The 19850-nt window shown below is 59.8% G+C and carries 16 protein-coding genes and 1 pseudogene; 11 read left to right on the forward strand and 6 right to left on the reverse strand.

Annotation, left to right across the window (positions count from 1 at the left end; all coding sequences use genetic code 11):
* Positions 1 to 86: 86 nt before the first annotated feature.
* The 5 genes from XARJCFBP2528_RS06580 (at position 87) to XARJCFBP2528_RS23295 (ending at position 9729) form a co-directional block, all read left to right on the forward strand.
* Entirely contained in the window at positions 87 to 2867 is a 2781-nt protein-coding gene (locus tag XARJCFBP2528_RS06580) for a TonB-dependent receptor (RefSeq protein ID WP_047124511.1), read from the forward strand.
* Positions 2868 to 3131: 264 nt separating this feature from the next.
* Positions 3132 to 6971, forward strand: a complete 3840-nt coding sequence (locus XARJCFBP2528_RS06585; RefSeq protein ID WP_374057774.1) for a LamG-like jellyroll fold domain-containing protein — start codon at positions 3132 to 3134, stop codon at positions 6969 to 6971.
* Positions 6972 to 7158: 187 nt separating this feature from the next.
* Positions 7159 to 7368: a hypothetical protein gene (locus XARJCFBP2528_RS06590; protein WP_039815487.1), complete on the forward strand. Its 210-nt coding sequence runs from the start codon at positions 7159 to 7161 to the stop codon at positions 7366 to 7368.
* A 59-nt stretch (positions 7369 to 7427) separates the two neighbouring features.
* Complete coding sequence (locus XARJCFBP2528_RS06595) at positions 7428 to 7808, forward strand: hypothetical protein (RefSeq protein WP_016904148.1); 381 nt, start codon at positions 7428 to 7430, stop codon at positions 7806 to 7808.
* Between the two features lie 469 nt (positions 7809 to 8277).
* Positions 8278 to 9729, forward strand: coding sequence for a P-loop ATPase, Sll1717 family (locus tag XARJCFBP2528_RS23295; protein ID WP_144422354.1), 1452 nt, complete (start codon positions 8278 to 8280; stop codon positions 9727 to 9729).
* Positions 9730 to 9829: 100 nt separating this feature from the next.
* Here the strand turns inward: XARJCFBP2528_RS23295 and XARJCFBP2528_RS06605 are convergent.
* Positions 9830 to 10369 (reverse strand): annotated as a pseudogene (locus XARJCFBP2528_RS06605) (XVIPCD domain-containing protein); the annotation flags it as partial.
* Between the two features lie 202 nt (positions 10370 to 10571).
* Between XARJCFBP2528_RS06605 and XARJCFBP2528_RS06610 the strand changes: the two are divergent.
* Positions 10572 to 10925: a SymE family type I addiction module toxin gene (locus XARJCFBP2528_RS06610; RefSeq protein ID WP_026064734.1), complete on the forward strand. Its 354-nt coding sequence runs from the start codon at positions 10572 to 10574 to the stop codon at positions 10923 to 10925.
* An 82-nt stretch (positions 10926 to 11007) separates the two neighbouring features.
* On the opposite strand, the gene XARJCFBP2528_RS06615 is transcribed toward XARJCFBP2528_RS06610, so the two are convergent.
* Genes XARJCFBP2528_RS06615 through XARJCFBP2528_RS06625 form a run of 3 tightly spaced genes read right to left on the reverse strand, consistent with a single transcriptional unit; the run spans position 11008 to position 12924 of the window.
* Complete coding sequence (locus XARJCFBP2528_RS06615) at positions 11008 to 11817, reverse strand: peptidoglycan-binding domain-containing protein (protein WP_016904144.1); 810 nt, start codon at positions 11815 to 11817, stop codon at positions 11008 to 11010.
* 48 nt (positions 11818 to 11865) lie between these two features.
* Positions 11866 to 12354, reverse strand: coding sequence for a hypothetical protein (locus XARJCFBP2528_RS23300; protein WP_016904143.1), 489 nt, complete (start codon positions 12352 to 12354; stop codon positions 11866 to 11868).
* Between the two features lie 15 nt (positions 12355 to 12369).
* Positions 12370 to 12924 carry a hypothetical protein gene (locus XARJCFBP2528_RS06625; RefSeq protein ID WP_181100905.1) on the reverse strand — a complete coding sequence of 185 codons (555 nt, stop codon included), beginning with the start codon at positions 12922 to 12924 and terminating at the stop codon, positions 12370 to 12372.
* 443 nt (positions 12925 to 13367) lie between these two features.
* Between XARJCFBP2528_RS06625 and XARJCFBP2528_RS06630 the strand changes: the two genes are divergently transcribed.
* Positions 13368 to 14582 (forward strand): IS4 family transposase, encoded by a 1215-nt coding sequence (locus tag XARJCFBP2528_RS06630; RefSeq protein WP_026064732.1) that lies wholly within the window; start codon positions 13368 to 13370, stop codon positions 14580 to 14582.
* A 172-nt stretch (positions 14583 to 14754) separates the two neighbouring features.
* On the opposite strand, the gene XARJCFBP2528_RS22170 is transcribed toward XARJCFBP2528_RS06630, so the two are convergent.
* Together XARJCFBP2528_RS22170 and XARJCFBP2528_RS06640 are read right to left on the reverse strand one after the other, a co-directional pair.
* Entirely contained in the window at positions 14755 to 15480 is a 726-nt protein-coding gene (locus XARJCFBP2528_RS22170) for an N-acetylmuramoyl-L-alanine amidase family protein (protein WP_158506624.1), read from the reverse strand.
* Positions 15481 to 16108: 628 nt separating this feature from the next.
* Positions 16109 to 16840, reverse strand: a complete 732-nt coding sequence (locus XARJCFBP2528_RS06640) for a carbon-nitrogen hydrolase family protein (RefSeq protein ID WP_039814334.1) — start codon at positions 16838 to 16840, stop codon at positions 16109 to 16111.
* A 250-nt stretch (positions 16841 to 17090) separates the two neighbouring features.
* Between XARJCFBP2528_RS06640 and XARJCFBP2528_RS06645 the strand changes: the two genes are divergently transcribed.
* From XARJCFBP2528_RS06645 to XARJCFBP2528_RS06665, 4 genes are all read left to right on the forward strand, one after another.
* Positions 17091 to 17567, forward strand: coding sequence for a DUF4262 domain-containing protein (locus XARJCFBP2528_RS06645; RefSeq protein WP_016901257.1), 477 nt, complete (start codon positions 17091 to 17093; stop codon positions 17565 to 17567).
* 60 nt (positions 17568 to 17627) lie between these two features.
* Positions 17628 to 18149, forward strand: coding sequence for a hypothetical protein (locus tag XARJCFBP2528_RS06650; protein ID WP_198430328.1), 522 nt, complete (start codon positions 17628 to 17630; stop codon positions 18147 to 18149).
* Positions 18150 to 18680: 531 nt separating this feature from the next.
* Complete coding sequence (locus tag XARJCFBP2528_RS06660; protein ID WP_016901254.1) at positions 18681 to 19040, forward strand: hypothetical protein; 360 nt, start codon at positions 18681 to 18683, stop codon at positions 19038 to 19040.
* 219 nt (positions 19041 to 19259) lie between these two features.
* Positions 19260 to 19697 carry a hypothetical protein gene (locus tag XARJCFBP2528_RS06665; RefSeq protein WP_016901253.1) on the forward strand — a complete coding sequence of 146 codons (438 nt, stop codon included), beginning with the start codon at positions 19260 to 19262 and terminating at the stop codon, positions 19695 to 19697.
* Positions 19698 to 19850: the final 153 nt, after the last annotated feature.

Consider the following 19850-nt stretch of genomic DNA (forward strand, 5'->3'; position numbering starts at 1 on the left):
GCTGGTAACGTCGTTTTGACCAGCGGTGTCATTGCCGCTCACAACCAGACTTTCATGTTGTTCATGGACCCTTGGGAGGGGAGGACATGCAATTACGGACCACCAGCCGGAAGACACCGGTTACCTTGCTGGCGTTGTCGATCGGCCTTGCGCTGAGCGGCCACTTGGCAGCACAAGAAACCACCCAAGCGCCCGCAGAACCGGCCGTCGACCTGGACACCGTCACGGTGACCGGCTATCGCGCCTCGGTGGAAAAGGCCCTGGACATCAAGCGCGGCGAAGCCGGCGTGGTCGATGCGATTGTCGCCGAGGACATCGGCAAGTTCCCCGACCTCAACCTGGCCGAGTCGCTGCAGCGCATCCCCGGCGTGGTGATCACCCGTGAGGCCGGCGAGGGCCGCGCCATCTCGGTGCGCGGCCTGGGCCCGGAGTTCACCCGTGTGCGCATCAACGGCATGGAAGCGCTCACCACTGTGGGCGCCGGCGACCAGAGCGGCGGCACCAACCGTGGCCGCGGCTTCGACTTCAACGTGTTCGCCTCGGACCTGTTCTCGCAGCTGATCGCGCGCAAGACCGCCTCGGCCGATGTGGAAGAAGGCTCGCTCGGCGCCACCGTCGACCTGCGCACCGCGCGCCCGTTCGACTACAACGGCTTCACCTTCGCCGCCAGCGGCCAGGCCGCCTACAACGCCATGGCCGAGAAGGCCAACCCGCGCGTGGCCGCGCTGATCGCCAACACCTGGGCCGACAACACCTTCGGCGCCCTGCTGTCGGTGGCCTACACCGAGCGCGAGGTGCTGGAAGAAGGCGCCAACACCGGCCGCTGGGCCAACGGCCCCAGCAACGGCAACTTCAGTGCCGCCTCGCCGTACGCCGCAGCGCGCTCGGCCGATGTCTACCACCCGCGCTTCCCGCGCTACACCCAGCAGATCCACGACCAGCAGCGCCTGGGCGTTACCGGCTCGCTGCAGTGGAAGCTCACCGACCGCACTACGCTGTCGCTGGACGCGCTGTATTCCAAGATCGACGCCAAGCGCGACGAGCACTATATCGAAGCGATCTCCTTCAGCCGCAACCGCGACGGGCTCACCCCGCGCCGGCCGGAGCGCGACGGCAAGCCGGGCACCATCGTGCGCAACGGCGAGATCCGCAACAACGCGCTGGTCTATGGCGAGTTCGACAATGTCGATATCCGCTCGGAAAACCGCCACGACGAGTGGAACACCAAGTTCACCCAGGTCAGCCTGGACCTGGAGCACCGCTTCAACGACGACTTCAGCATCAATGCCCGGGTCGGTACCTCGCGCTCTGCGCACGAGAACCCGGTGCAGACCACCATCATCATGGACAAGTACGACGTCGACGGGTACAGCTACGACTACCGTGGCAACAGCCGCGCGCCGGTGCTGAACTACGGTATCGACCCGACCAACCCCGCCGGTTGGGAACTGGCCGAAATCCGCCTGCGTCCGCAGTCGGTGGACAACGACTTCGACACCGGCCAGATCGACTTCAACTGGAACATCAGCCCCGGCTTCCGCCTCAAGGGCGGCGTGCTGGCCAAGAACTACAGCTTCAGCACCGTCGAGCTGCGCCGCGCCAACGAATTGGCCGTGCCCACCTTCGCCAACGGCAGCACCATCGTGCCGGCCGACCTGACCGAACAGGCCGGGCTCAAGGGCATCAACGGCAGCCCGTCCAGCTGGGTGGTGCCCAACCTGGATGCGGTGGCCGACCTGTTCGGCATCTACAGCAACAGCGGCACCTTCGCCGTGGCGCCGCGCGTGAACAACAGCCGCAGCGTCGAGGAAAAGGACCGCGGCGTGTGGTTGATGGGCGAGTTCTCCACCGACCTGGGCGCCATCCCGCTGTCGGGTAACTTCGGCGTGCGCTATGTGCGCACCGAGCAGGAGTCCACCGGCTATGCGCTGATCAACAACGCACCGGCGCTGACCACCGTGGGCCGCAAGTACAACAACACGCTGCCCTCGTTCAACCTGGTCGCCGAGCTGGCTCCGGACCTGCTGCTGCGCCTGGGCGCGGCCAAGGTCATGAGCCGCCCCGGCCTGGGCAGCCTCACCCCCGGCGTGACCGTGGCGGTGGCCGGTGGTGCGCGCACCGTGGCCGGCGGCAACCCGGACCTGGACCCGATCGAAGCCACCAATGTCGACCTCGGCCTGGAGTGGTACTTCAACGAAGGCGCCATGCTCGGTGTCGGCCTGTTCTACAAGGACATCGAGAGCTTCATCCAGACCGCGCGCGAAGTGCGTCCGTACTCCAGCAGCGGCCTGCCGGCCTCGTTGCTGGAGGGCACCGGCGCCACCGTCAACGACGACTTCGCCTTCAGCATCCCGCTCAATACCCCGGGCGGCGAATTGAAGGGCGTGGAAGCCAACTACACCCAGCCCTTCACCTTCCTGCCGGGCAAGTGGGCCAACCTGGGCGTGCAGCTCAACTACACCTGGGTCGATTCGCAGATCCAGTACCTGGCCAGCAGCGGCGTACCGGTGATGAAGAACGACCTGCTCGGGCTGTCGCGCTCGTCGTGGAATGCCACGCTGTTCTACGAAGGCGAATCCTTCGCCGGGCGCGTGTCGGCCACCAACCGCGACGACTACCTCACCCAGGCACCGGGTGCGGAAACCGGCTTCAACGTCGACGGCGTGCACGGCATGACCGGCACCACCATCCTCGACGCCTCGCTGCGCTACAAGATCAGCAAGCAGCTGGAGCTGAGCCTGGAAGGCATCAACCTCACCAACGAAGCCTCCGACGAATGGGTGTCCTCGCCGCGTACCGGCCAGCTGCCGCTGCAGTACGCCGAAACCGGCCGCCAGTACCTGCTGGGCCTGCGCTACAAGTTCTGACCCGCTGTCTGCCCGCTGCGCACACGCGCAGCGTGCCCCGATCCGACGCCTGATCGCTGCGCATGCGTTGCCTTAGGTGCCCAACGAGCGCCGCGTCGGTTATGCCTGGCACGGCACCTGGCCGGACAAGCTGTTGAAGGACGACATTCCCAAGTGGCGCACCGCCAACGGTCTGTAAGTGCGTCGTCGCCACCGCGTGCAAGCGCGGTGGCTGTTTTACGTTTTGGAATTGACGAGGTGAGCGTGTCGAAGTTCTTGTTGGGAATGCTGTGCCTGATCGCGCTGCCGGTGAGCGCGGCCACCACCACCGCGCCGGAGCTGTTGTTCCGGGTGTCGGCCGACCGCGACCTGCAGGCCGATGTGGCCCGCGGCGACGGCGTGCCCAACTTCCGCGACAAGATCACCCTGGTGCCCACCGGCAAACGCGGCAACGCCATCGAATGGGCCGACGACGGCGTGCTGTCGTGGAACGCACCCGGCAACCTCTACACCCAGCGCGGCACGCTCGGCTTCTTCTGGCGCTCGCGTTATCCCGTGGGCGAGGCGCCGTTCGTGATCTTCCGTGTCGGCTACGCCGACCACACCAGCTGGGACATGGGCTGGCTGCGCATCGACTGGAACGGCCACGGCTTCGATGCCTTCGTCACCGACGCCAACCTCGCGCGCACCCGCGTCTCCTTCAAGCTCGACAAGAATCCCACCGCCAGCGACTGGACCCACATTGCGTTTGCCTGGGACGAAACCCGCGGCGTGCGCCTGTACGTGGATGGAAAGGAAGCCGCCCGCGTGGACTGCGGTGCGCCCTGTGCCAACGGCGGCGCGCTCGACTTCGACGCCGCGCTGGACCAGTTCGGCCTGGCCGGCCGCGTGATGTCGCCGCACCAGGTGCAGAGCCGCTACAACTTTTTGCGCGGCAGCGACTTCGACGAGATCCGCATCTACGACCGCATGCTCGACGCCAGCGGCGCCGCCGCGCTGGTACGCCTGCAGGAGCCCGCCAGCGCTGAAGCACCCACCGGCAACGCGCAACACGCCGCCTTCCTGCACCGCTACGGCTGGGACAACGGCCACGCACCGCCGCTACTGGATGCGCCGGTCACCCGCATCCGCAAGGTGGAGTTCGCCGATGCACGCGACCTCAAGCAATGGATGTGGAAGGCCACCGACGGCATTGCTGAAACCACCTGGCCCGGCGTCTACAACCGCTCGCGCCTGCCCGGGCGCGACGACTACTTCCAGCTACCCGACTGGAACACCTATGTCGAAGGCGGCAAGGCGCTGGCCCTCACCCTGCCGGACGAGCCGGTCAACCGCATCGAGCTGCGCGGCGCCGCCTACGGCCAGGCCACTTACGCCCCGGCCAACGCACAGCCGCAGCCACTGTTCGCGCGCAGCCAGGGCGTGGTGCGCAGCGTGGACCAGTTCGCCGAGCGCCGCGGCGGCACGCTGCGCTTTGCCAACACCGCGCAGGAAACCCCCATCCAGGAAATCTGGGCCTACAACGTGCAGCCGGGCGAGGTACCCAAGGGCAGCGCGCAACTCAGCTACACCGTGCGCAGCGACATCCAGCCCGACTACGACAACCTCGCCCCGCTGCGCGATGTCATCGCCGGCCGCTACCCGCCCGGCGAGCGCCAGACCGTCATCGCGCTGCCCACCAAGGCGCCGGCGCGCAAACGCCCCAGCGACAAGGCCGCGGCAAGCGCGCAGCAGCCCATCGTGCACATCCTGGTGCCCTCCAGCCTGGGCGACCCGCCGCCGGACCAGGCGCTGATGCGCAGCTGGTCCTACGGCTGGGAGAACATGCACGACGGCCTGGACGGCATCGCCATCACCCTGCCGGCGCTCACCCTGCCGGCCACCCACAGCGGCAGCATCCCGCTCAACATCCGCATCAAGGACCCCATCTGGCCCGCGCGCGACATGATCGATGTCTCTGTCGCCGTCGTCCCCGGCCAGGCCCGTACGCTGTGGCTGGACCTGCGCGACAGAATCCTCAGCAACGACAGCCTGATGCTCAGCATCGCCGCCGCCGCGCCCGGCTTCGATGCCAACGCGCTCGACGGCACCCAGCTGCAGCTGGTGTTCAAGCCGCGCGCCGAGGCCATCGCCGAGCACGTCGCCGACCGCTTCAACCAGGTCAAGGACAACTGGGGCTTTCTGGTGGAAGAGCACACCACCTCCAAGCGCCAGCTGCTCTACAAGCGCCTGGACGCGGACATCACCGACCTGCTGCGCGTCGACCCGGACCACGCCCTCGGCCGCCAGTACTGGAACGACGTCAGCTACGCCAACCAGGGCGCGTTGCCTGTCGAACTGCCCAGCGTGCCCAAGGGCGTGCCCGCCTGGGCGTTCTGGCAGCTGCAGGACCTCAGCGCCACCCGCCGCTACATCCGCTGGTGGATCGAGCAGCGCCAGGTGGCCTACGGCGATTTCGGCGGCGGCATCTCCGACGACTCGGACCTGGTGCAGCAATGGCCCGGCGTTGCGCTGATGGGCGTGGACCCGGACATGCTCAACGCCTCCATGCTGGCGCTGTCCGATGCCAACTACCGCAACGGCATGTTCACCAACGGCCTGTCCACCATCGAAACCGACGAGCTGCATTCGTACGAGGAGGGCATCAACCTCAACAGCGCCCTGCTGTACCTCAACTGGGGCGACCCACGCACCGTCGAGCGCCTGATGCAGACGGTCAAGGCCTTCGACACCATCATCCAGGTCAACCCGCAGGGCCACCTGCTGTTCGCCAGCAACTGGTTCGGCGGGCGCAAGGTCTACCGCGAGCCCAACTGGCAATGGCAAAAACCGTACTCCTTCCCCATCGTGCACCCGGCCATCCTGCTGGGCGGCTATAACGCCGACCCCAACAGCCGCCGCATCGTCACCGGCCTGGCGGACGGCTATCTCGCCCACGCCTACACCAACGCCAAGGGCAACTGGGCGCTGCCCAACGAGATCAACTGGCAAACCGGCAAAACCCGCGGCGGCGAGCTGTTCGAAGGCAGCGGCGGCGCCGACACCTTGCACACCTTCTGGGCCGCCTACCGCTTCACCGGCGAAGATCGCTATCTCAAACCCATTAACTACCGCGTCGCCAACAGCGGCCCCAACGGCCTGTCGCTGCTCAACGAGAATTTTCTGGATGTCATGGGCAAGCGCAGCGACTGGAGCGGCAAGCTCATCGACGCCGCAAATAAAGACGACGGCAACGCCCCGGACTTCCCGCACCATGCGGCCTGGGAGCACACCGGCAATCTGGATTATCTCGCCGCCATTTACCGCAGCGAGGCAAGAGAGAAACTGCAGAACTTCTACATGAACACCGAAGGCCACTGGTGGAGCGACCGCGTGGAATCCCCCACCGTCAACCTGCAACGCGCACGCCTGGGCGGCGTGGCGCTCAAGCGCAACCAGACCTACCCCGGCCACACCGTGAGCTGGCGCTTCGCCGATCCAGAGGCCGCAACCCAAGTAGCCATCGCCATCCCCGCACCCCAGCAAGACCGCTTCACCGTCATCGCCTACAACACATCGAATAAAAACCAGCACGCCAGCATGACCGGCTGGAACATCGCCCCAGGCCAATGGCGCATCACCCAGGGCGTGAGCAAGGGCAATGACGGCAAGCTCGACAGCAACGCCAAGACGCAAGAGCGCGCTTTCGAAAAAAGCGCAGCCATCGACATCGACTTCCCCGCAGGCCGCACCACCATCCTGCAGCTCGAACGCATTGCAGCAACTACCCCGGTCGAACTACGCCCGGATCTGGGTATTGGTCATGGCGATGTGCGGGTGACTGCCGATGCCATTGAGGTGACCGTGCACAGCCTCGGCCACGCCGATGCACCGGCTGGGTTTGTGGTGCTGGAGGATGCGCGTGGCAAGGCGCTGGCAAGAGCCCCATTCCCGGCACTCGCGGCACCACACAATCTGCAGCCGATCACCACGCAGGTACGCCTACCGCTAACCAACGCCGCAAGTGCAAAAGCCGCGCAACTGCGCGTCATCACCGATAACAACGTCGCAGAGATTACCGACCTCAACAATAAGCTGCCGCTGCCAAGCCCAACCACCGCGTCAACGACAAAAAGCAGCCCATAACCAAACTCACCAAGCCCTTCTCCCGCACGCGGGAGAAGGGGCCCGCAGGGCGGATGAGGGCAAAGCCGATAGAGCAAACGATTACTCGCGCAAGCGCATTGACGCAACCCAAAAACTCGGCGAGGATCAAGCCACGCAGTATGTAACGCAGCCGCAAAGCCACACATTTCTTCAGGGGGAAGAAACAATGTTGAGCAAGGCATGGAGCATCGTGGCACTGACTGTTGCCGCACTGGGTGTGTTTACCCCAACAGCGCAAGCGCGCGTCAGGGCCGCCGGCACGCACCACACCACCAGTCACGGTGGTTACTACAGCGCAGGCCACGGCGCCTCGCACAAGGGCGGCAGTTACCGCAGCACAAGTACCAACAACCACTATCGGCGTCACAAGTCCTAGCAGGCTCAAGCCAACGCCACTCGGAAGTGCTGCGTAATGCAAGAACTAGGAAGCAAAGAATGCGCTATCAAAAACTCCTGAAGCTGCTGGCCGGCCTTGCCGGCGTCATGCTCGCGGCGACAGGCGCACTGCTGGTGGCGCTATTTGCAGCAGGCCAGGTACGTGAGGGACAGACGGGAGCATTGATCAGCGGCATCGGATTTCTGGTGATGGCCGCTCCTGCGTTAGCAATGCCGTTCTCCTTACGCGCTGCCAAGCGATTGCTGATGCTGACACTGTGCTGCCTTGCCGCACTCGCGATCTGGCTTTCCCTCTGGCCGAAAGAGGGAGCAGCGCCGACGCTTCAGTTTCGAGTGGCTGCCATCTTATTCCCAACAGTTTTGATATTCCGTGTGCTTTCGGTTCGCCGTCTCAAGGTGGCGAGGATTGGTGCGGAGTGAGGATTGATAGGATTTGTAGTCGTACTTATGAGGGCAAAAATTAAAATGATAAGTTAATCTCACCTATTTTTCTTTAGATGCAGTGCGTAAATAGGGTTGTCAATTAAATCCATACGAGAAAGCCCATGGCAAGTGACTCTGTAAGCATATCTGGACCAATCAGCATTCAATCAGATTCTAAGGAGCGAGTAGCGCTTGAACTCATGGAGAAAGTAGATAGCTACTCAAGCATAATGAGCGAGAGCAAGGATAAAGCTTATTGGCTAAATCTGTACAGCCAATGCCTAAGTATAGTTCGCGGAAACTCAGTTACACGGATACTCGGCGGCGAATGATTGCTAAACGTCTATTAAGGTTTCAGCCCATTGCGAAAAATATTTACGCGATTCAAAGCGCTAGGCCAAAACCTCTTCGCGGTGAATTTCTAATTTAAGCATTAGCCGCCAACACCAGGCATCAAAGGAGCTGGATGAAAATTTCTAATATAAACTGGGGAGACGATAGTGCTGAAAAGGACCCCAATCTCTTGCACTACTTCATCAGCCAAGACGCCGTAGATCGACTTGCTAGGAAGCAGAAGAGTCTGGTGGTTGGCAGAAAAGGTGCAGGCAAGAGTGCCGTCCGTAAAAAGCTTAGCGACACATTTGCTAATGCCAGGCAGTCGCATATTCTTAACTTGTCTCCGAAATTCCAGTCGATTAAAACAATCCTTAATGACAAGGATCTTACCTCTGGAATGGGAGAGGAAATTCTATTTACCCATACTTGGTTAAGGCAGATATATCTCGATTGTATTTGCGCTGTGGGCCACGGAGAGCGCAACAAATTCAGTGTTGAAAGCTTTGAGTTTGCTAGAAATATAGCTAACCAACAAAATAGAACATCTAAAGACATTGTTGAGAATATTGCAGACGTACTTTCGCGCATAAAGGGCAAAGTCACAAATCTTGGGGAGTTCGGAATAAATATTGAGCGTGAACTCCGAGACGTAGCAGACGTAGAGGCACTCGAGCACCACTTCCTGGAAATTGCTAAAGCTGCGAGCTTTGTAGTTCTTGTTGATGACCTTGATCTAGGTTGGAATAATTCTGAAACAGCTAATAATTTGATTCTTGGATTGCTCACAGCTGCGAACTATATTTCCTCAAAAACAAACAATGCTTTTGTTTGTATCTTTCTTAGAGAAGATGTCTACTCAATCCTGATTACAAAGACGCAACACTCAGACAAGTACCGAAACATAGAGCGCCTCCGCTGGGAAAAGGATAGTCTCATCCAGCTCCTTGGCGAGAGAATTAATTTCAATCGGAAGGAGGCTGGCGAGCCGGAATCTCCGAACCCGTTCTTAACCGTTTTTCCAACTACTATTGGGACAAGTAATACGGATAATTGGCTGGTTGAACGAACACTCAGCCGGCCTAGAGAGCTTATTCAACTTGCTCGCTACTACTCAGAAAAATGTGAATCTGACACTCCAGATGTTGAAGCTTTGAAGGCAGCTGAACTAGGCTACTCCGAGTGGAAATTAGATGATCTCTGCACTGAGTACTCCAATCAGTTTCCCGGCCTCGTAGATATTTTCTCCTACTGGAAAACAAAGTTTTACCGCTATAAATATCATCTAAAGGCTGATGAGTTGGAAGCGATGGTATTAGACATGCTGGTCGAAACGGAGTTGAATCAGCCTTGGTTTAATGCGATCGCAGATAACGTAGACGTTCAAGGTTTACTGAAAATACTCTACGAAATAGGCTTCATTGGAGACTTCGTGCTTGGGGGTGATGGTGGAAGTAAAACTGTGTACTCCTATCAAGGGAATCATCAGCCAAGGTTTGAGGAAGTTGATATTCATCCATGCTTCCGCAAAGCGGTTGGAACTGTAGATCGGATAAGATCCAGAGCGCAGGAAACGGGTGGTTAAAATGAAGGACGGGCTCAGATTCACTTAGGCATCAGCGCCGTTCCTTGTTGATCAAGGGCTGCTAACCTTTGATGATGACAAGTGCGGGCACGTCATCGCCTCAAAGCGACGGAATGGGACCCCCCTGTTGTTGCTCCTGCGAGCGCTGCTGTTCCACTACCAGCTCTTGCGTGCGCTCCTGCGCTAGTCGCTGGTTGACAGATTCCAGTTGGGTAAAGCTCTCTTGAACAGGCCGCTGCGCGGCGTCGGCCGTTGGCATATGGGCGCGCAGCATGGCCGGATCCTTTGGATCGCCTTGCACTACAAACAGGGTCTGCGCAGCGGGCAGGTCTCTGGTCCTTTCGCTGAGTAGCACGTGGTCCACCCGGGTTAGTCCGTTGTCTTTTGCTAACGTCAGCAGACTGGCTGTCATCCGTTCACTAGTAGCGTCGAACGTGCGGCCGTTGGCGGCGTCCAGCTGCTCCACTTTGCCTCGGATTTGCTGATGCATGGCATGGTCCGGGTGTCCCGCTTCTGCAGGGGTCAATGTGCGGCTTGGCTCATTCGGTGCCGCCAGATTGGGAGAGCTAACGCCGCGTGCGCCACTGTCCTTGAGCTGGACCATGCCATAGCCGTCCTTGCCAAGGTCAACGACGTTGAAGCGGTACCCACCTCCGTCAAACCGGTGGGTTTTTTGTGCCTGCGGCGTCTTGCGGGCGCAACCGACGCGATGCCTGCGTCGGGAGGGCGGCTAATACAACACCCTTCGGGGAAATACGCCCGCCGACTCTTAGCGGTTTCTAACCTCCCGACATCCCGTCGCCACCCGGCGGCGGGGCCTGTTCGTCAAGGAGGGCTTTGCCATGCGTCGACCCACGTCCCGCCCCACCTCAGCGCGCAAGCGCGCCACGGTGCCACCACCCACCGAGATCGGCTGGCACTCGCTCGACCCCTCGATCCCGCCGCGGCCCTACCTCGAGCGCACCCCCATCCCCGAGCCCCGCCCCGATCCCACCAAGCCGCGCCGCCCAGGCCACCCGCGCGCCCCGCAACACTGCACCGTCGGCTACGGCTACTACCCCGACAGCCACCAACGCATCCCCACGCTGCGCCTGCGCGGCCGCTGGCTGGAACAACTCGGCTTCACCATCGGCAGCAAACTCAACATCCGCATGCGCAACGGCGAGCTGGTCGTCACCGTCGCACCTCCGGAATAACGCTGGCGCGCCGCGTACACAAACGCGGACACAAATTCGCTGGGTTTTGCCTGGTATGCCGCCGGTGAGCGGGGCTGCTACCTCACACCATTCGATGAGGTGGAGTGATCGAAGGTTCCTGTTGCTGTTCTTGCTGTTGCGCTTGTTGCTGTTGCTGTTGCGTCTCGCCAAGCGCCTGCAACTGACTCAGTGACTGCTCTACTGGCCGTGCGATGGCGTCGCTTGTTTTCATGTGCGCTATCAGGTGGGCAGGGTTGTCGAGCGCCCCTTGAACAACAAATACGTTCTCGCCCTGCCGCACAGAACTTGTCTCGGTACTCAGCACGATGTGATCGATCCTTGATAGCCCGTTATCCCTGGCCAGATACGCGCTGCTTGCTGCCAGCCGGGCACTGTTGTCGTCATAGTCACGGCCCAGCCCCTGTTCCAGGCGGCGCACGGCATCTTCTGCCTGGCGATGGAGTGGGTCTTGTGATTGCACGGCCCCCTGGATGTTTTGATACGTCGGCGCAGTGTTGTAATCGTCCTTGTTCACCTCTGGCGGGAACGTGAGCGGAGCAATCTGCTGCAACGTTGCAGGGTCGACGTCTCCGGTCTGGGAGAGGCCATGCGCTTGCTGGTAATTGATAACGGCAGCCTGCATCGAAAGGCGGTAGACGCCATCTTCTTGCAGCGGCTGGTTGTCAGCACCTCGAAAGCCTTCGGCATTCAATGTCTGCTGCACCTGCCGCACCATCTCCGACGACTCACCGATACGGATTGTCCCGTCATCCACGAACGGCCTGGGCTCGATGCCGTGGTCCCGTCTCGCTGCATCGATGGACAGACGGCCACTTACGAGGTCGCCGACATAGTTTTCGTAATGCTGGTAGTAGCGGCTATCCACTTCCATGTGCACATGGATTGCGCCTGTCGCCTGCTTGCCTTGTACTCCCAACGCCTAGCCATACTCGACCTGGTCACCCTCCTGCACAAGGAGGGGGGACATGTGACGGACACGCAGGATGACATCGCCCCCTTCCCGATCCAGCACATCGACCAGGCCGGTTTTCGCGTTGACCGTGCCCACGACACCAGCAACAGGCGATGGAACATCCTGTGCCCTTGACGCAGGTCCAGAGGGCATCGCGGAGTCTTCAAGGATGAAGTCTTTCTTCAGCAATACCTGGCCTGGGCGAAGGCCATAGTCGTTCCCGACTTTGGCGACCTCGATTTCTTGGATCTCACCGCCAACCAGCGCCAGCGTGCGTCCAGGTTGCCCGCCAACCACTGTGCCATTGACCAGATGCGCACCGCTGTTGCTGTTGGGATGGTGCGTGACCAGGCCATCGAAGTTCTCGACAGCCGCGTTGTGATAACCCTTCTCCGCATCCCACTCAAGTTGAACGACGCGATAAGGGACCTGCTGTGTTGCATCCTGTGCGGCCATGTGCCCACTCCCTGGTTAGTCCCTCAGGTTGATCGCGCGAGCCAGGTACCAACAGCCCTGGCTCCGTCTGAAAACGTAGGTATCTACTTCGTACTCCATGCCGAAGTCCACACTGCGGCCGTCACCGGCCATCGTCAGGATAGAGACCGGGTATCCCACCTCACTTTGGCGCTCTGGCTTCATCTCCCCTGGAACGACTCGATCAAAGACCTTCGCGTCCTTGAAATAACGATACGGGAATAGCTCCAGGCGGGAGAGACCTGTTCGCTTGGAGAGATGCGTGGCGGGTGACGTATCCGTTTCTTTTTCGACCGTGTGAGTTGGCACCTCATAATCCAGCGGATCGTCGGTGAAGCTGCGACGCACGCTCTCGTCGGCAGAATCCGCATAGCGTTGCAGAAACGTGCCGAAATCCTTGGAGGGGCAAGACACAACCGGAGCCTTTGCAGCGTGTTGACTTGCATGCTCGCGCTGTGACGCGGTGGCGGGTGCAGGTGAGGTACACCCCGCTACTGCGGCGCAAAGCAATCCAGCGAATGCTACATAGGCCTTTCGGTGATTAGCACCCATACCTATCGTTCCTTCTGCGCTTTTGGCTGTTGGCGATGCAGGTCGCCAGAATGGTCTGTTACGTGCATCTGCTTCCGCACGACCGCTGGAATTCTGGTGAGGGTATCTGACCGCTGGACGTTGTGCGAATCCCTCCAAGGCGGCATGGCTTGTTCGCCAAGGAGAAGTCTGCCATGCGTCGGTCACTTCCCGTCCAAGCCAGCGCGCAAGCGCGCCACAGTGCCGCCGCCCACCGAGATCGGCTGGCACTCGCTCGATCCCTTGATCAAGCCGCGGCCTTACCTCTAGAGAACGGGGTCAGTTTCACTTAAGAAGTCAACCTGACCCTGAGGTTTCCCCACATTTCTTCCTGCAAGATCAAGCACTTGATGGGTGAGGATGTGGAAGAAGGTGCGCGCATGGGGCACGCTTCAAGGTGACTAAGCCAGAGAAGAGTGCCGACCATGCGCGCAAGCGAAGTATTGCAGAAGTGTCTGTCTAACTCACTCTCCGGAATGCATGCATTACGCCAACGCAGCTTGCTTCGTGCGGTTGAAGCGCTGTTACACGGGGGGCGACTGACCCTGATCGACCTTGCACGCGCCTGGCCCGGCGCGACGCGGGTACGTGCACCCCTCAAGGCATGCGACCGCTTACTGTGCAATCGCAGGTTGTACGCCGAGCGATCCGTGGTCGAGCGGGATATGGCGCATTGGCTTTTGCGCGGCGAACAGCCGGTGATCGTCATCGACTGGAGCGATTTGAAGCCGGACAAGTCATGGTGCCTGCTGCGCGCAGCCGTGCCGGTCGGTGGACGCACGCTCACCTTGCTGGATATGGTGGTTTCCGGGAAACAGCAGGGATCGCCAGGCGCGGAGAAACGCTTTTTGCAGCAGCTCAGGGCACTGATTCCAGACGATGTGCGTCCGATCCTGGTCACGGACGCCGGATTCCGCACGCCATGGTTTCGCGCGGTGTCGGCGATGGGCTGGGATTGGGTTGGGCGTCTGCGCGGTCGCACGCAGGTCAAGCCGCGAGGCGCGCCCGATGATGCAGCGCAATGGATCGATAGCCGACGCCTGCATGCATTGGCGTCCAACCGTGTACACGAATTGCCACCGATGCAGGCCAATCGCAGTGATCCACTCGATTGCCGTCTGGTGCTCTATGCCAAGACACGTCAAGGACGTCAGCAACGCAACCGGCGCTCACCCGCCAAGGTCTCGCGTGCATCATCAAGTCTGAAAGCAGCAGCGCGTGAGCGCGAGCCATGGCTGATCGTTGCCTCTCCACAACTGCAAGCGCCCAGCGCAAAGCAGTTGGTCAACTTGTACGCACGACGGATGCAGATCGAGCTGGCATTTCGGGATCTGAAGTCACATCGCTACGGCCAGGCGATGGAAGACAGCCTGACCCGTCGCGGTGAGCGACTGCAGATCCTATTGTTGCTCAATACACTGGCCACCTTCGCCAGTTGGCTGGCGGGACTGGGATGCGAAGCCACCGGTATCGCCCGGTGGCTAGCGCCTCGCAGCAGCACACGCAAGCTCTACTCGACACTGCGTGTCGGCCACGAGGCGCTGGTCAGGCACTGGCCCATGGAACCGGTCTCACGCTGGCTAGATCGCTTACGCACACTGCATGACACAGTGCGCGAGCAAATGACTCTGGTGCTTTAAAACGTGGGGATACCTAAGAACCTGACCCTGTTTCTCACTATAGCGGCATCACGGCAAGACATGTTGCCTGCCGATTCACGACATCTTTAAACGAATTACCAGTAATAAATTTCTAAAAAAGCCTCTCCACGGTTTCGCGAAGAGGCTTTTAAAATCCACAATAATCAGCGTTTTATTTTTCGCAGGTAACGCTGTGCTCATAGGTCGACACCACTTGATCAGCGTCGGTCATTGTAGCTTTTAGTTTTGCAGAGAGCGTCGTTGAACCGCCGGGCCGGCAAGTGAAATCCATCGTCAGCCCGCTGGCATCAGCGATTGTCTTCGTCGCACCGCTGCAACTTCCACTGCAAGAAGTTATTTCTGATTTATAGACAATTGGATAGCGAGGAGACCCTTGAATTACTATAGGAGTCTTCTGCAACCCACTTCCGTAGGTAAACGTAACATTCGGGATTGACGTAATTTTGAACGGCGCACAAGTAACGCCATCCCTATCTAGCCGATAGCCTTTTTCGACCCCCTTCATTGCGGCAGTAATAAATGCAGGATCCTGAAGCGCGGCAGCATCATCTACGTTCGTGTGGAATCCGGTCTCCACAACAACTTTTTTGATATCAGGGAAACCACTATTTTCACCGTAAGCTTCACTTTCGCGCGGTGCCTCGTCAACATGGTAATCAGCATAAGCCGGGACCGCATGAATTTGCTCTTTCATCGCACAAAGAATGCTTTGACCCAATGCGTAGTCAGTGGGGCGATCAGTTTTAACCAGTACCCACGTTCCACGCGCGTTTGGGTTGGTTTTGCTGCCGTTAGTATGCAAGCTGATCAAAGCATCCGCCCCGACCTCGTTGGCATAGCGCGGTCGTGAATTAATATCCTTATTATACTCACGCATAGGATCATTAGGGCTTGCTGTCACACCCCAGATATCAGTCCGTCCAGGATAGACCCTTTCGAGATTATATCTCGCGGCCATCTCCCACCACGGCCTCTTGGTCGTCGAATTGATCGTCGTGCTTCTGGTCCTGGGCTCGTACACATCATCCTCACTCCGTGTTGTCACGAGCGCAGCGAGCTCAACCACGTGAGACGGAGTCAAGAGATGACCTCTAGTTTTAGCTGGCATTGAATTGCGGGGAGTCGACAGAAAGGCCTCAAGGGACTCGAGTTCCTTTCCTGGTGGGTACGCGATTCGGCGTGAGCGGGCGAGCCGATGCAGATCAGGTGCGTTGCGCTTCCACCCATCGGCGAGCAGTTTGGCACGTCACTTCGCTTTTGCATCGATTATTTTTACGCTGATCCCAAGCAGGATATCGGCAATCTACTGTCCAAGGTAGGGAAGTTGGCCGTTGAGCTCAACAGCGCAAAGGGCTTGTATCCCCAGGTCGTTGCCTCCTGACAATGCATTCAAGCCAAACCCGCCGCCGCGGATGTCCTCGCGCAGCTGCTGACGCAGCGGGCAAGCGGGATTGCCGAGTGTCACCGCACAGACAGGGCTGCCTGTTACTGGCCTTGGCCTGATCTCAAGCTAAGCTGAAGACGCTCGCTTTTCCGGTCCCCGTGTCGTACGCCACCAATGCCTCCTGGAATGCATCAGCGCTGCAAACGAGGTCACCGTTGCTGCTCCAGATGGCAGACCGCCCCGCTCCTATGAAGGTATCGGCGGGGCCTACACAGTTCGCCATCAAGACAGTCATGGAATGCGTCTTTGCAGTCGTCGGATAATGACTGTAGGCCGATGTCACGCCTCTCTCCGACTTGGCCACGCTTGCCAGGTACACGCCAGCACCTGACGCTGCAGCTTGTTCCGCATGGCTTGCCTGCAGTGACTCGTAGCAAATGGCAGGCGCCAGCAGCTGATCTGCGTGTCTGAGCACAAGCTGCTCGGTACCGGCGGTGAAGAACGGGAACTCGTCGGGGTGTAACTGCTGTTTGGAGTAGCTTGTGCGCTCCAGCCCCGGTTGGAAGCAGAGCATGCTGATTTCGGTGCCTTTTGCCCCCTTCGTGGGTACTCCAACGGCGATAAGCATGCCGTACCGGTCACTTGCCAGCTGAAATTGATCAAAGCGCTGATCAGCCGGCTGCACCGCCAGCGCCTGCGCCAATCCGGGTTCGTAACCAGTGAGGGAAAGCTCGGGAAAGACCAGCACATCCGCACCCCTGCTCGCCGCCAGGCGAATGACATCGAGGTGCTTACCGATGTTCTCTTCGACTTGGCCAGGCGTTGAAAGGATCTGCGCAGCTGTCAGCTTCATTGCCTGTCTCGTGTCCACGTGTTGGGGTTTGAGCGTAGCGGATTCCGAAAGGCGGGTAACCAGAACCTGCTTAAGAGACCAGGCCTGGTGCCAGTCGCGGTACCACGCCACGCTGCACCAGCGAGCGTGCGTCGTTCCCCTGTGTATCCGGCGGGCTGTGCAGGCGAATCCAGATTGACCTTACTTAACCGCTCGGCGAGGATATTACCGTACCGCACTTGGGCGGTCGGGTCGCAGTCAGGCGCAAAGCATGGTCCGCAGCATTGGTGTAGACGAAAGTGAGCGGCAGCTACTTGATGACGTTGCCGAATATGGATGGCATTGCATCCACATCATGGAGGAGGGCGAGCAGGTTGGGTACTCCTTCACCGTTGGCATGTACCAGACGTTTGGACACCCGGAATTGATCATCTTCGGCTTGTCCTCAAGGGTATCGCACCAGATCCTCTCGATCTTTGCGGATGCGGCGCAAGCCGGAACACCGCTCGATCTATCACAACCAACAGATGCTCTAATTGACCACTATTCCTGCTGTTTTGCCGAAGTGCCATTGTCGGAGTACTACGAGCATGTAGGTTTTGCACGCTGGTACTATCAGGGAGACGACTTTCCGCTTTACCAGATTGTGTGGCCGTCCAAGTCCGGCCTGTTTCCCTGGCACCCCCGGTCCAGTGCGGAGTTCCGCGCAGCCCAGCCGGTACTCGGCCAGGCCGCGAATGGCAACTGACAATCCTTCATCCAGGGCCGCTGGGTGGTCGTCGACGTGGCGGATGAAGACTGTCAGGCGATGGATTCGATCACCGATAGCAGTTGCCGGCGACCAACGTATCGCCAGGCATTCGCGTTGCCGCACTCCCGTAGCAGGCAGGATCAGGACTGTAGTGTGGCTTCCGAAGATCTGAATGCCCTCTGTAACGAGGCGCGTGGCTTCGCCGAGTACATGCTGCTGGCACATGGCGAGTTCATCCCATTCGGTGTCTTGATGCGTCCAGATGGGACGATTGCTCAGGCGGCTGGTGACCTTGGGGTTGAACGTTCCGTATCGGCGGAGATGGTTGAGCTACTTCAAGCGTCCTTCTCGCAATCTGCCCGTCTTGGCGCCATCCGGGCCGCCTGCATCTGCATGGAGATGTCTGTGGTGCCACCCGGACAGGAGGACAAAACGGATGCAATCTGTACGCGATTGGCGCACGTATCGGGCGAGACAGTCGAGGTCTTCGTACCGCACTCGCGTGATGCGCGTGGGGCGCTCCAGCTGGGCCAGCCATTCGCCACGGTCGGCGATGAGTTCACGCTTGTTGAGCGCTAAACTATCCAGGCGTGGCATAGATCTATTCAACGGGTGGGCAGCATGCTGAAAGTCGCCGTTCTCATTGCTTGCCTCGCCGTCGCTGCGCCTGCCGTGGCCATCTCATGCGGTAGGCAGCAATCCACGGCGCAGGCCTACTCCTCTGCTCAGCACGTGGTCTCTGCGCATGTTGAGAGGAGCTATGCGGCACCCGGTTTTGGTCGTGATGCTGTGCAGTTCGTCGAGCTTCGCGTGCTGAAGGTCTGGAAAGGTCAGCTGAAGCCAGGAGACCATGTCCAGGCAACAGCGGAAGATTCAATCAATTTTGTCAGTGATGGGTTCGTTCCACTCTTGGGCTCCGATCTGTTGGTATACGCGAGCGGTTCCCAGCCTCTTATGCTGGGCAGTTGCTCAAGGATCGCACCACTGGAGACCACGTGTGACCTACAGGCGCTGGAGGCGCTATCCAGGCGGTCGCATGGCAGGTAACGTGAGCGGCACTGCCTCCACGGCGACGGCGAGGTGACGCGGGCATTAGGTCCTTTGGAGCATATGGTCACTTACCCATCAGAGCCGGAACTTGTTCTCGCCCTCGATCACCACGATGAGTTGGTGCGGCAGTGTGCTGCCGGTGCGTTGTCGTTCGGAGCTTTCTGTGCAGCGTACGATAACTTTTACTGGGCATACGCGCTGGACGGGCATGAGTCCGACGCTGCAGGCCAGGCGCTGCTAGGCCGGCTGGCAGCCCGCGTAGCTCCACATCGCGCACTGGCCGAGACCGTCCTGGCTCACATCCATCCTGAGACCCCCGAGAGTCGTGCCAGCTATGGCAAGGCCGGCAGGCTCGACACCGATGAGGCCATGGTGCGTCTCAAGCTTATCGCTGCTGGCCTCCTTTCCTGGAAAGCCTGACAATTGATTCAAGCCGAACCCGCCTCGCGACGCGGTTCAATTCAGGAGCTCATCCCTCATGACGTATCTGGCGAAACTTTATGAGGCCTAACACGTCGAACGCGCATTGCATGACTTGGGAATGAGAAGTCAGGATTCACTGGGATCTCTCTGACCACGCATTCATACCGTCGCCACTGTGCGGCGCGACGTACCTCTGGTGTCAGGCGCCAAAAATATATGATCGCAATCGAGTTTGAACCACCAAGCGTTTCCTCCTGCGAGTGCTGCGGGAAAGAGACCGTTCGCCTCACGCGTTTCGTTACAGATGACGGTAACGCGCACGCTGTTTACTACCTTCAGTACACGCCCGGGCACGAACCGGAGCATATAAGCGGTTTGGTCAGCCTCGGCGAGTGGGGTGAATCGGCCTCGCCAGCAGATCGCATTGCATTTCCGTTCCGCCTCTGGGCCACCGAGGGGACGTATAACGTGGGGCTCACCGATGCCGCAGAGTCGCCATGGTCCAAAGCAACGTTTCTTGGGGCCGTGCTCGACCGGGCCCAGGCACTGAATCACCCGTGGTGCAAGGAGGTGTTTCATATCACGGATCACATCACTAGCCAGGATCCAGAGGCAATTGCATTTCTTGCTGGGAAGCATCAACGGAGCGCCTGACAACTCGCTCAGGTAGGAATTGCCTCGCTGCAGCACTTACGTCCCGGCTATCACACCATGCTCGCCTGTCACCCCGTCTTCCTACGTCATCGGCGCATCGTAAGTAGGAGTGAATCGAGATTTGCTGTGCTTGCGGTGAGGAGAGAGCTTTGT

Source organism: Xanthomonas arboricola pv. juglandis (genome assembly GCF_001013475.1).
Classification (GTDB): Bacteria; Pseudomonadota; Gammaproteobacteria; order Xanthomonadales; family Xanthomonadaceae; genus Xanthomonas; species Xanthomonas arboricola.

Coding starts and splice junctions, on each gene's coding strand:
- XARJCFBP2528_RS06580 (WP_047124511.1), top strand. CDS start 87: ATGCAATTACGGACCACCAGCCGGAAGACACCGGTTACCTTGCTGGCG.
- XARJCFBP2528_RS06585 (WP_374057774.1), top strand. CDS start 3,132: ATGCTGTGCCTGATCGCGCTGCCGGTGAGCGCGGCCACCACCACCGCG.
- XARJCFBP2528_RS06590 (WP_039815487.1), top strand. CDS start 7,159: ATGTTGAGCAAGGCATGGAGCATCGTGGCACTGACTGTTGCCGCACTG.
- XARJCFBP2528_RS06595 (WP_016904148.1), top strand. CDS start 7,428: ATGCGCTATCAAAAACTCCTGAAGCTGCTGGCCGGCCTTGCCGGCGTC.
- XARJCFBP2528_RS23295 (WP_144422354.1), top strand. CDS start 8,278: ATGAAAATTTCTAATATAAACTGGGGAGACGATAGTGCTGAAAAGGAC.
- XARJCFBP2528_RS06610 (WP_026064734.1), top strand. CDS start 10,572: ATGCGTCGACCCACGTCCCGCCCCACCTCAGCGCGCAAGCGCGCCACG.
- XARJCFBP2528_RS06615 (WP_016904144.1), bottom strand. CDS start 11,817: ATGGAAGTGGATAGCCGCTACTACCAGCATTACGAAAACTATGTCGGC.
- XARJCFBP2528_RS23300 (WP_016904143.1), bottom strand. CDS start 12,354: ATGGCCGCACAGGATGCAACACAGCAGGTCCCTTATCGCGTCGTTCAA.
- XARJCFBP2528_RS06625 (WP_181100905.1), bottom strand. CDS start 12,924: ATGGGTGCTAATCACCGAAAGGCCTATGTAGCATTCGCTGGATTGCTT.
- XARJCFBP2528_RS06630 (WP_026064732.1), top strand. CDS start 13,368: ATGCGCGCAAGCGAAGTATTGCAGAAGTGTCTGTCTAACTCACTCTCC.
- XARJCFBP2528_RS22170 (WP_158506624.1), bottom strand. CDS start 15,480: ATGCGTGAGTATAATAAGGATATTAATTCACGACCGCGCTATGCCAAC.
- XARJCFBP2528_RS06640 (WP_039814334.1), bottom strand. CDS start 16,840: ATGAAGCTGACAGCTGCGCAGATCCTTTCAACGCCTGGCCAAGTCGAA.
- XARJCFBP2528_RS06645 (WP_016901257.1), top strand. CDS start 17,091: ATGGTCCGCAGCATTGGTGTAGACGAAAGTGAGCGGCAGCTACTTGAT.
- XARJCFBP2528_RS06650 (WP_198430328.1), top strand. CDS start 17,628: ATGGATTCGATCACCGATAGCAGTTGCCGGCGACCAACGTATCGCCAG.
- XARJCFBP2528_RS06660 (WP_016901254.1), top strand. CDS start 18,681: ATGGTCACTTACCCATCAGAGCCGGAACTTGTTCTCGCCCTCGATCAC.
- XARJCFBP2528_RS06665 (WP_016901253.1), top strand. CDS start 19,260: ATGATCGCAATCGAGTTTGAACCACCAAGCGTTTCCTCCTGCGAGTGC.